General features: G+C 59.1%; 10 protein-coding genes and 1 pseudogene. 1 reads left to right on the top strand and 10 read right to left on the bottom strand.

The genetic code is table 11. The features are described from left to right. The 5 genes from AAC083_RS17610 to AAC083_RS17590 form a co-directional block, all read right to left on the bottom strand. The coding region (locus AAC083_RS17610; RefSeq protein ID WP_181364800.1) for an IPT/TIG domain-containing protein at positions 1 to 830 on the bottom strand (830 nt) is incomplete at its 3' end. Positions 831 to 946: 116 nt separating this feature from the next. After that, positions 947 to 1,435, bottom strand: a complete 489-nt coding sequence (locus tag AAC083_RS17605; RefSeq protein ID WP_219927909.1) for a GNAT family N-acetyltransferase — start codon at positions 1,433 to 1,435, stop codon at positions 947 to 949. Between the two features lie 35 nt (positions 1,436 to 1,470). Continuing rightward, entirely contained in the window at positions 1,471 to 2,022 is a 552-nt protein-coding gene (locus tag AAC083_RS17600) for a phage tail protein (RefSeq protein ID WP_108537282.1), read from the bottom strand. Positions 2,023 to 2,052: 30 nt separating this feature from the next. Continuing rightward, entirely contained in the window at positions 2,053 to 2,631 is a 579-nt protein-coding gene (locus AAC083_RS17595) for a phage tail protein (RefSeq protein ID WP_108537281.1), read from the bottom strand. A gap of 35 nt (positions 2,632 to 2,666) precedes the next feature. Further along, positions 2,667 to 3,212: a phage tail protein gene (locus tag AAC083_RS17590; protein ID WP_108537280.1), complete on the bottom strand. Its 546-nt coding sequence runs from the start codon at positions 3,210 to 3,212 to the stop codon at positions 2,667 to 2,669. A 361-nt stretch (positions 3,213 to 3,573) separates the two neighbouring features. On the opposite strand from AAC083_RS17590, the pseudogene AAC083_RS17585 reads away from it, so the two are divergent. After that, positions 3,574 to 3,795: pseudogene (locus AAC083_RS17585) on the top strand (IS4-like element ISAs18 family transposase); the annotation flags it as partial. Between the two features lie 119 nt (positions 3,796 to 3,914). Here the strand turns inward: AAC083_RS17585 and AAC083_RS17580 are convergent. From AAC083_RS17580 to AAC083_RS17560, 5 genes are all read right to left on the bottom strand, one after another. After that, the gene (locus tag AAC083_RS17580; protein ID WP_108537279.1) at positions 3,915 to 5,363 is read right to left on the bottom strand and encodes an efflux transporter outer membrane subunit; all 1,449 of its coding nucleotides are present in this window, start codon (positions 5,361 to 5,363) and stop codon (positions 3,915 to 3,917) included. Between the two features lie 118 nt (positions 5,364 to 5,481). After that, positions 5,482 to 7,116: a complex I subunit 5 family protein gene (locus tag AAC083_RS17575; protein WP_108537278.1), complete on the bottom strand. Its 1,635-nt coding sequence runs from the start codon at positions 7,114 to 7,116 to the stop codon at positions 5,482 to 5,484. After that, entirely contained in the window at positions 7,116 to 8,666 is a 1,551-nt protein-coding gene (locus tag AAC083_RS17570; protein WP_219927907.1) for a complex I subunit 5 family protein, read from the bottom strand. The genes AAC083_RS17575 and AAC083_RS17570 overlap by 1 nt, the downstream gene beginning before the upstream one ends. Beyond that, positions 8,667 to 9,008: an NADH-quinone oxidoreductase subunit K gene (locus AAC083_RS17565; protein WP_042038348.1), complete on the bottom strand. Its 342-nt coding sequence runs from the start codon at positions 9,006 to 9,008 to the stop codon at positions 8,667 to 8,669. Beyond that, a partial coding sequence (locus AAC083_RS17560; RefSeq protein ID WP_219927906.1) for a hypothetical protein occupies positions 9,005 to 9,284 on the bottom strand: 280 nt, incomplete at its 5' end. The genes AAC083_RS17565 and AAC083_RS17560, both read right to left, overlap by 4 nt.

Genomic DNA, 9,284 nt, shown 5'->3' with positions numbered 1-9,284 from the left:
CTGGTGCCGCTGGCGCTGGCGGTGCCATGGCTGGCAGCGCTGGCCACGGCAACGCTGCTGGCGGCGCCGCCGCTGATGTTCAAGGTGATCGGATTGGCGCTGCTGTTGGCCGCCACCGTGGTGCTGACCGGGCCTGCGATCGGGGCCGGCACGTTGTAGGTATAGCCATTGGTCAGGGTCGCGCTGCCCCCTGGCGTGGTGACCACCACGTTCACTGTGCCGGCGGCGTGGGCCGGGGTGTTGGCAGTGATGGTGGTAGCGTTGTTGACGGTGTAGCCGGTGGCCGCCGTTCCGCCAAAGCTCACGGCGGTAGCGCCAGTCAGATTGGTACCGGTCAGAGTGACGGAGGTGCCGCCCGCTGTGGGGCCACTGCTCGGTGCTGCGGAGGTCAGGGTCGGCGCCGCGGAGCTGGTAACCACCAGGGTGTAGGTGGCAACACCGCCCTGATTCAGGCCGTCATTGAGGGTGATGCTGAATGTGTAGGTACCGGCGGTGGTTGGCGAGCCGTAGAGCGTGGTGGTCGAGCTGCCCGGCGACGGATCGAGGATCAGCCCCGGCGGCAAGCAGGGCGTCACACCATCGTAGTCCGGGTCGTTAGCATCGCATTCCACCCACATGTCCAGAGGCAAGGCGCCGCCGCTCGAGCTGATGGGGATGCTCATGAACTGGCCTACCGCCACGCTGGGCAAGGTACTGCCCGAAGCCGGATTGGTGATCACGGGAGCCGCGGCCATTGCCTGGTTGGCCAGGACCAACAAGACCAGCAACATAAAAAGTGAAATCAGCGGACGAGTCAGCCAGTTACCTGGCACGGTGAGCTGTGTTCTCATGAGGGCTTCCTGCCTTTTGACCGGTTTGAAGGTCGTGTCCTGCGTGAATGTTGATAAAGGTCCAGCAGTTACAGCACAGCGATAGCAGGCCGTTGGACGGTGGTCATGCTCAAAGGTCAAGGGCTTTCACATGCATCCTGAGGCACAGGACGCTGCATCTGGGTGTACAGACCAGTGTCGGCGCCGGCGCGAAAGCCCAGCCGCTCATACAGCCGGCGGGCACGGCTACCCTGTTCGACGCTCAGACTGCAGGTCTGACGCTGGGCGTCGGCCTTGGCCAGTACCGTGCGCAGCAACTCGGTGCCGATGCCCTGGCCATGCCAGTCCGAAAGCAGGGCAATATCGACTATGCGCACATCATCGGCCGCGTACTGCACACACAGGCGCCCGATCGGGCTGCCGGCCTGCTCAACGATCAAAAAGTCCGCGGCGGGAAAGTGATTTTCATAATGCTGGCGTTGCAGCTCGGCCTGTGAATACAGGAACGCCCGGCGCTGGGCGTCGTTCCAGCCAGGTACTGCGCTGACTTCGGCCCAGCGGCGTGAGGCGTACAGCGCCTGAAGAAATCCCAGGTCGTGGCCGTTCTGCTTGCGCAGTACGGCCACGTTGCCTGCTGGCAAAGGGAGAGGGGTGCTGTGAGTCATGAGGATTTGATCGGGTACTCGCCATCCAGGCATATACAGTAGGACAGCGTCTGAAAGGGTTGCATGGTGTTACGCAAGGCCGTCGACGTTGCGCCACTACCGGCGTTGCCCACCGTGGTGGCAGCCAGTGTCTGGTTTGTCGCAGTTGGTGCGGTGTTGTTGTACAGGCGTATGTTGCGGGGTTGCGCCAGGTAGGCGGTGTTGTTGGGAATATCCAGAGCAGCCGCCGATTCGCTGCCGTCCTTGGCCAGCACCTGATGGGTATGCGGGGCGAAGTTGCTGGCCACCATGGTTATCCGGTCGGCTCCTAGGGCCGTGCCAACGGGCCTGTCGGTCAGCCCGGGGCCGGCCCCGGCGCCCATGGCCACGCGCCCGTTGAGGTTGGGCAGCTTGAAGTTCTGGCCAGGGGAGCCGCCATACCGGTTGCCAATCACCGAATAGAGCGCAGGATTCTGCTGGACCGTGAGGATCGAGCCATCGCAATACGCCCAGTTTTGCGGGACGAAGTTGTAGGGGAACAGTCTGATTTCACCGATAAAAGCATCCATGATCGTTCATTCCAGATTGAGTAGAGAGGGTCACTGGTGTCGGGTCGGATAGAGGCCGACCAGGCAAATGATGTAGTTGATGGCCAATGACCCCATCAGGTTGCTATGGGGGGTTACGGCACCACTGCCCGAGACCAGTGCCTGGTCGAGAAACTGCGGGTTCATCGGGACGGCCACGGATGTGCCGGTTCCTGCGCTGTACAGCCCGGTGATAAGCCCCGCACCCGGGAATTTGCCAAAGGTCATGCTGTCAGGCGGCATTCCGGCAGGGGATGGGGTCGCCGACGTGGCATCTTGGCTGCTCACCATAAAGCCATGGGTGTGGGGTGCCGTGTTTTCCGGCCTCATGGTCACGGTTTCCACGCCAAACGTCTGCGCTAGTGTCCTTGGGGTCAGCCCGGTGCCTGAGCCCTGGCCCACGGGGAGCCGGCCACGGTAGTCCGGGAGGCCGAAGTTGGTGCTGCCGTTACCGCCGTACAGGGTGCCCAGCAACGAGTAGAGGGCCTGGAAGTTGCTAATTGGCAGCAGCGTACCGTCACAGAGCGCCCAATTCTCTGGCGCATAATTGCCGGCGAACATGCGGATTTCTCCGACGAAAGCTTCAGACATGTCAGTTTCCTTACTTGAGGGTCTGTAGACAGCCGTTACTGGCGTGGTGGGTAGATGCCCGTCGTAGCGATGCAGAAGTAGCCGACGATGGAGGGCTGCATGTTCGGCATGGGCGTGCCTGGTGTTGGGGTCACAGTCGCGCTGTTGAGGGCGATCAGAGTGCCGGTTGCCGAGGTATAGGTCGGTTTTGCCGGGACCCCCTTGGTGTTCGAGCTGACAGCGGGAATGTTGCCGCCCGCGTCATCGTTGCCCGGGGCGTTGGAGACATGTGTGGCGTGGTTATGCAGGGCCACCGAGTTTTGCGGCATCGTCACGGTTTCGCTACCGCCTTTGGTGCCCAGCGCGTGCACATCCATGATCGGATCGACGGTGGAGGCGCTGTAGTTCTGCCCCAGGGCGGCCCGGCCACGCAGATCCGGCAGGCCGAACGTCGTGGCTCCGTCACCGCCATAGGTTCTGCCCAGCAGAGAAGCCAGCGCGACATTGCTATTGACTTGCATAATCTGGCCCTCGCAAGGCAGCCAGCCTTCCGGTGCCCAACCCCAGGGAAACAGACGAATTTCACCGATAAAGGGATCCATGTTCTTTTCTCCTTGAACAAAGTATTGGCGCCAAAAATCCATTGACTGCGGAAGAACAGCAAGCGCATGAGTAGACGATAAGCAAAGTTGAATTTAATTGGCAAGTGTAATTTTTGTTTTTCTAGTATTTAACGAAATTTTCGACAAGCCACGAATAGTTGATGTATTTACTCAAGATATCTATTCAGAGACATGCTCTGAATAAACGTCGAGTAAAAATGCAGAAAACACGATACTGAAACCAGCATCTATTCCATTATCCATGCTGTCACCAAAAGCAAACTCGTACGCGGTATCGTCGAATATCTGCGTTGACAGCCAGCATAATTTTTACTTTTGAATACCTCTAAATATGGGAAAATTACCAACCCTGCTGGGTAAAGCAGGTGACAATACGGGTCTTGAGAGGACCATCAAGGTCAACACGAGCAAGACGCGGACCTATTCATTTTTCCGGCAGGGTGTCATTTACTATCAATTGCTGCCTAGGATGAAAGAAAGCTACGCCCGTTTGCTGATGGAAAAGTGCACCTATTACCTGAAGCAGCATCGGTTATACACCCGCACACTTGGAGTTTTTTGAGTCCCCGAAAATAAGGGGGTCAGTACAGCTCCAGGTAGCTGTCTAGCCTGTCTGCATCTGCTCCACCGACTCATTGCCAAGCGGTCCCCAAGCGTGGCGGCTGTACTGGCGTTAGAACGCTATTGTTGTGATGCGGCGCTGCTTAGCCCGCCTTTCGGCTGCACCGTCATCGAAGTTGCAATATCGACCCAGCCACCACCCATGGCCTGATACACGTTAATAAACTGGCTATAGTTGTTGGCCAGCAAGCCGACGGTTGCCAACTCGGCGGCAAATAACTCATTCTCGGCGACCAATACATCCAGATAGCCCGCAACGCCCTTATCAAACCTCAGCCGTGATAACTGCGCCAGTTCACGCAAGGCGGCCACGCGCTGCTGCTGTAGCGCCACTTCGGCGGTTTTCTTCTGTGCTCCGGTGAGCGCATCGTTAGTCTCGCGAAACGCATTCAGAATGGTCTGCTGATACAACAGCAACGCTTGGCGCTTTTGCGCCTCAGCGGAGTACACCTGCCCCTCAATTCCGCCAGCAGTAAACAGCGGACCACTCACACTAGCGGCAATAAATCCGGTACTCGCAGGCCCCGTCAACAACTTAGAAAACTCGCTACTGATACTCCCCAGCGCGCCGGTAATCGACACGCTCGGGTAATACAGAGCACGGGTAGCACCAACATTGGCATTGGCCGCCACTAAGTTTTGCTCGGCTTGGAGAATATCCGGCCGACGTTGCAGCAGTGCGACGGGTAAATCAGCAGGAATTAGCGGGGTGACTAATTGCTCGATACTCTTGCCACGCGGGATCGGCCCCGGATTACGCCCAAGCAGAATAGACAGCAGATTTTCCTGCGCCTCGATGGCCTGCTCAAATGCCGGAATAGCCGCCAATGCCTGCTGATGCTGCGAGGTAATTTGCATCAGCTCGATTTTGCTGACGATGCCGAATTTAAAGCGCAACTCGAACAAGCGCGCCGTGGTGCCGAAGTTCTTTGCCGTCGCCTGGGCGATTTCCAGCTGGCGGTCGAGTGCGCGCAAGCTTATGTAACTGGTGGTCACGCTCGCCACCAACGACAAGGCCACGCCGCGCTGTGCCTGTTCACTGGCGTAAACCTGTGCTTGCGCCGCTTCCGACAAACGCCGTACCCGACCGAATAAATCCAGCTGCCAGGATGCACCAAGTGAGGCCTGGTAAAGCGAAAAATACGGATCGGCATCGGGCGGCAGCGGTGGCTGTCCAAGGCGACTGGCGCGCGAGCGACTGGCATCGCCAGTGTAGCCAACTTGCGGTGATAACTGGGCACGCGTGGCGGTCAAAGCGCCAATAAACTGATCGACCCGCGCCGCCGCCACAGCAACATCAAGATTCTCCCGCAGTGCGCTCTCGACCAGTTTGTTCAGTGTCGGATCAGCAAACTGCTCCCACCATTTAGTGTTCGTCAGCTCGGCCATCTGCGCGTAATCGCTACGCCATTGACTGGGTGTTTCGCTGTGCGGGCGCTGGTAGTCGGGACCTACAGTGCAGCCGGAAGAACCGACGACAAGCAGTACTACGAGCAGGTTAATTCTCATCTCAACTTCCTTCTGGTGAGGCGTGACAGCGGCAAACCTAGCGCACACAGCGCAGGACGGGCGGCCCAAACGTATATTGTTGTAGATATAGATAGGTCCAACGCTGACGGCAAGTAACTCATCCGTGCACCCCGCTATACAGTGTCCAAGCGAATAACAGGCTCAACACCAACAGCGCCATGCAAGCCAAGGCCCAGCGCCGCAGCCACGCATCCAGCGATGTAAACACAAGGCTAACGCCGCCGTTGCGCGGCATCAGCCCACCGAACAACACCGCAATATCGCCTATGGGAACCCGTGGCAAACGCCCGCCCCAATACCACAGAGCAATCGCCGTAATCATGCCTACCAAGGGCGGTCGCAATGCCAGCCACAGCGAGGCCGGCTCGAGCAGGTCGGTCACTGTGCCGGCTGCAACCCACAGATACATCAGCCAAGGGATCAATAACGACGCCAGCGCCAACACGCACCAAGGGAGCAACAAGCCCTTGCCCGGCTGCGCCTGCGCGTCCGTGGCGGCAAATGTTTTCAGGCAATAGACAAAGTGCAGCATCAGCAAGGTCGTGCCGGCGGCAGAGACATTCGCCACTGTCGCCGCCAGACCATCGCCCAGCGGCCCCTTCACCGCGTACTTGGCCAGCGCGCCACCCGTCAACGGCAGGCCGCCGAGCCCCAATGCCAGCACGGCCACCACCAACAGCAGCGGCCACAGATGCCGTGCACCTGTCGTGGCAGCCAGTCCGACCGCCAGAAATAAAGTGCCTTTGACCAGCACGTGATGGGCCGCATACCAAACGGCATAGAGTGCCGCGCTGGTTTCGCCAGCCGACAAGCCCATGCCCAAGACAGCCACTATGACGCCCATCTGGCTGACGCTGGAGTAAGCCAGCACCGCCTTCGGATGTTGTTGTGTGATGCCAATAGCCACCCCGTACAGCGCAGTAAACAAGCCTGCCGAAGTTAAGGCAAAACCCCAATCAGGCAAGGCTGTCTGCAGTGGCAAAAAGCGAATCAGACCGATGATGCCGACCTTGACCACCGCGCCACTCAGCACTGCAGATGCCGGTATCGGGGCAGCCGCATGCGCTAACGGCATCCACACATGCAGCGGCACCAACCCAGCTTTCAGCCCCAGTCCGACAATCAGCAACCCCAGTGTCACATCACACCACGGCGACTGCGGCAACTCGGCGACCACATCACGGATCAACCAACTGTCGCCTTGGGTGCCCGCCGCCAGCAGGATAAACGCCAACAACACGCAGCTTTCAGCAAACAGAGAAAGGCCCAGATAGGTACCACCGGAGCGCCACGCCGAAGCGCTCTGATCATGCACCACCAAGCCGCAGGCACCGACGCCAAGCAGTGCCAGTAGCAGGTAAAAACTAAACATGTCGGCGGCTACAAAGGCCCCCAAACAGCCCATCAGCGTCATCAACCAACAGACCACAAAGCGTCCACAATTGGCGGTACCACGTAAATAGGTGGCAGCATACAGGCCCGCCATGCTCCACAGTAAAGCCGCCACACCGAGTAATATCGCCCCGAGAACATCCAACTGCAGCGCCAACTGCAATCGCCCCTGCCCGACCAGCAATTGGCTATCGACGGCAAATAAAGCCGCCGCAATTGCCGGCAATGGCGCGAACACCAGCAACGCCAACATCCGCTCACGCACGCGGGCCGACAGGCAAGTTGCCAACATCAGCGACGGCAATCCTAAGGTGGTCGCTAATAGCAACTGTCCGAGCATCACGATGCGCCCTCCAACATTGCCACCTGACGACCGATCTGAGTCAGGTCGACCTCGGCAAACGCCACCAGCCCCAGCAAGGCCGAACACAGGGCTAGCACTAGCACTGTCAACTCGCGAGAACGAGCGACTGGGGCGCACAGTAGCAACGGCACCAAGGGTGTGCGCAGCGCCTGCGCCAACACAACAAACAGGTAAGCACTGGTGAGCAAGCCCCCCACCAGCAACACCAACGCCCACCACCACTGGCCACTGCTAACGGCAGCCGACAGCAGCAACCATTTGGCCAGAAAACCGCCGGAGGGAGGCAGGCCGATAAGCGTTATGCCGCCCAGTGCAAAAGCCATCACGGTGACAGGCAGCGCTCGGGCCACACCGGCAAAATCGGCGATCCGATCATGGCCTAGCGCAGCACTGATTAAACCGGCGGCCATAAACATCGCGGCCTTCGCCGTAGCATGGGAAATCGCTTGTAGCATGCCCCCTGTCAAGGCGAGCCCGTTTTCGATGTGCCCGCTCAAAGCGCTAAATGCCAGCGGAAACAGCAAAAATAGATAACCAATCTGTGCCACCGTGGAATAGGCGATCAGTAATTTCAAGCGTGCTTGGCGCAGCGCCATTAGATTGCCAAACACGATCGCAGCAGCACCGAGCGCTCCCAACAGTTGCGACGCTGAGAACGTCACCACGGCTGGCAGTACATCGAACCACAAACGCACGACTAAAAACCAAGAGCCCTTGATCACCAACGCCGACAACAGCGCACTGGCCGCCGCCGGCGCACCGGCATGTGCAGGCGGCAGCCAAATATGCAGCGGAAACAGCGCTGTTTTGGCCAGCAAACCGACCGTCATCAATGCCGCGGCAACACCGACTAGTAGGCCCGGCTCAGCCACGGCGGCCAAGAGGGCGATATCCAAGGTGCCATAGGCGCCATACAAGAGCACAGCCCCCAGCAAGTAGAGCATCGAGCCCAGCAGTGCGAACAACAGATAACGCAACGCCGCACGCAGCGTCTCGCCACGGCCGTCTAAGCACACCAATGGCACTGCAGAGAAGGTCAACAACTCGAGGGCGACATACAAGGTGAACAGGTCGGCACTCACCAGCACCAGGTTGAGCGCGCCCCAGATCGCCAGTAGCAGCAACCAAAAACTAAAGCCGGCGCGCTGCAGTGATTCGCCACGGCGAGCACCAAAGTCTGCGTCGCCGTAAACGCCCACAGCGCAAACCACTACCGCGGTCGCCAGCAACATCGCCACTGATAAGCCATCGGCACGCAAGGCGACCCCTAATGGCGGGGCCCAGCCTCCCAGCACGTACACCAGCGCGGTGTTCGTTTTCAGCAGTACAACGCCGCAGGCCAGTGCAATTGCCAGGCCCAACAGAAGCGCTAGTTGGGCCACCCGTTGCGCATGACGAGCACCACAGAGCACACCGAACATCATGCCCACAAACGGCAACAGCACAGCCAGCACCAACAGCAAACCGGCGTCCGAAGTGCTCGTCGAGATATTCAATAAAACCGGCATAGCGGCAGACACTGGCATTTACACCTCACCGGCCGCAGAGTCCGCCTTGCTCGGCGCGTGATCATTCAGGGTTACCGCACCGGTGACGGCAAACAGCCGCAACAGCAAGGCCACCGCCAGTGCCGTGGCTGAAAACGCCACCACGATACCGGTAATCAACAAGGCCTGCGGTACTGGGTCGCCGCCCATACCCAGCGCGGCGCCCCGGCGGGCAATACTACCAAACAACATAAACACACCACTGCTAAGCAGGTTAAACGCCAGTATTTTGCGCAACGGATGTGGGTTAACAATCAGTCCGTACAAGCCAATGCCAATAAGTGCAGCGGCGCACAGGCCAAATAACGTCGGGGTGTTCATGGGCATGCCTTGCGTTGCGGTGTGCCGAGCAACAATAAACCGAGCACTAGCGTCAGCGACGGCATCAACGCCAGCTCAATGGCAATAATTAAGGGTTTGGCCAGCCCGGGCGGATAGCCCAGAAACGCGCCCGCGCTCAGCACGCCAACCAAGCCGATGGCAATAAACACCAGTGGGCCGCAGACTAAGCCGATACGCAGCCATGTCCGACTAATCGGCGGGGCATCCTGTAGGCCCGCCAGCATGACCAGCAACCACATGGCCGCAAGTACTGTA

Origin of the sequence: Aeromonas sp. HMWF014 (genome assembly GCF_963878295.1) — a bacterium.
Taxonomy (GTDB): domain Bacteria; phylum Pseudomonadota; class Gammaproteobacteria; order Enterobacterales; family Aeromonadaceae; genus Aeromonas; species Aeromonas popoffii.
This window is presented reverse-complemented; position numbering and strand designations above follow the sequence as displayed.